Annotated in this window: 1 protein-coding gene; it reads right to left on the bottom strand. The window is 47.1% G+C overall.

The features are described from left to right. On the bottom strand, positions 1 to 495 hold a 495-nt coding region (locus R7E78_RS30345), incomplete at its 3' end, for a class I SAM-dependent methyltransferase (protein WP_318059174.1). Positions 496 to 524 lie beyond the last annotated feature (29 nt).

The following is a 524-nucleotide window of genomic DNA, read 5'->3' as shown; positions in this document are numbered from 1 at the left end:
ATGTCGCTCAGAGCAATCCAACAATGCCATTTCGCACAGAATCAATACGGGTGATTTATCTGGAATGGTCAGAGATTCGAGCCACGACATATCTTCCACACTCCCACTGCGATGTTCGTAGCGTTCGTTTTTATGGAATAGACGCTGACGCCAAACTAGATTCTCCGTAACATCCAATTCAATCCAGTGACAGCGGCCGTTATCCAAACGGTAAAAACGGGTATCGAGTCCAGCTCCAACATTGATGATCCAAGCGTCCGGATTTTGCTGCAAAAACTGCGTTACCTGTTGGTCGCACAGTTGAGTCAACGTCACGTGTAGCAGCTGCTTTTGCGCGACATCACCACTTAAACAATCAGGTGCCATCTTGCAGCTTAGACATGCTTTCGCCGCAATGGGGTCATACACCAAACCATTGTCGACCATGCTTTCACGGCTGCGTAATAGCAAAGGCTTCAATAGATGATTAGGAACTTGATGTTTTGACTTAGACATGGGCATTTCCTGCGCCAGTGAGAAAGAGT

It is taken from the genome of Vibrio sp. YT-19(2023), from assembly GCF_033337395.1.
Note: the sequence above shows the minus strand (reverse complement) of the source record. Positions and strands in the feature narration are given on the sequence as shown.